This is a genomic window from Streptomyces sp. NPDC005070 (assembly GCF_053600395.1).
The window spans coordinates 1-1,099 of sequence record NZ_JBSFZS010000579.1 but is presented as its reverse complement, the minus strand read 5'-3'; the positions used below and the strand labels follow the sequence as shown (position 1 = coordinate 1,099).

The following is a 1,099-nucleotide window of genomic DNA, read 5'->3' as shown; positions in this document are numbered from 1 at the left end:
CTGACGTTGTCGAGGATCACGGGTACGAGCGTGGCGGGGCGCTCGCGCCACCGTGGCCGCGTGATGTCGATCTCGCCGACGCAGCGCATGCCGTACCGGTCGAGGTAGGCCTCGATGGCGTCCCGGGCCTCGGTCCCGCCGGGGAGCTTCGGCAGCTCGTCCAGGAAGCCGTCGTCCTCGACGCCCCGCAGGAACGCCACCACCTCCGGCCGTGGGCGGATCACGTCGGCGACGTCGAGCAGGTCAAGGCCCATCTCCGACGTGATGTTGTCGGGAGCGGACAGCGTCAGCGTGTCGGCCGCGTTCTTCTCGCCCAGCCACTCCAGCAGCTTGTCGTTGAGCCACCAGGTGGCCTCCATCCCCGCCATGATGGCCCGCATGTTCAGCGGATCACCGAGGACCCGCTTGTGCTCCTCGAAGGCCTCCAGCAGGAAGTCGAACAGCGCCGTTCCGGTCTTCGTACGGATGTCGCGCGCCAGGGCGGCGACGGACGCCCGGCTCCGCTCGATGAGTTCGGTGACGATCGCGGGATCGGCCTCGGCCGGGGTGGACCCGTCGGCTGCCGGGGGCCCGCCGGGAGCCGGATCAGGGAGCGAGGGGACGAAGGCGTCGCGGTCGAGGACGGTCTCCAGAGCGCTTCTGGCCAGCGGATCCCCCTTCCCCATGACGTCCAGGAGGGCGGCCCGGTTCGCGGGCGAGGCCAGGCGCCGGGTGACGTCGACGAAAAGCCTCCCGCCGGCCTCGTGCATGGGCACCATGGCCGTGAGCCGCCACATGGAGTGCCCCAGCGGCTTCATGGCGTCGGTCATCATCTGCTGATGGCCGACGGAGACGTAGACGTGGTTCTCCTGGTCGTCGGCCTTCGGGACGGGGAAGAGTGTCGTGATGGGCCGGCTCTGCACGATCCGGAAGTCGTCGTCGGCCAGGCACCATTCGATGTCCTGAGGGCGGCCGAAGTGCGCCTCGATCCGCCGCCCCAGCCGTACGAGCCGTACGACCTGCTCATCCGTCAGCGCCGGCTGCTCCCGCCGCCGCGCGTCGATCACCACGTCCCGCGTGCCACCGCCCGGCAGGGCCTGAACGGCACGCTGTTTGGCGC

1 protein-coding gene is annotated in these 1,099 nt (G+C 70.4%); it reads right to left on the bottom strand.

Translation table 11 applies throughout. The annotated features are described in order from the left end of the window. Window positions 1-1,099: PEP/pyruvate-binding domain-containing protein (locus ACWEBX_RS41310; protein WP_451889802.1), on the bottom strand; the 1,099-nt coding region annotated here is incomplete at both ends.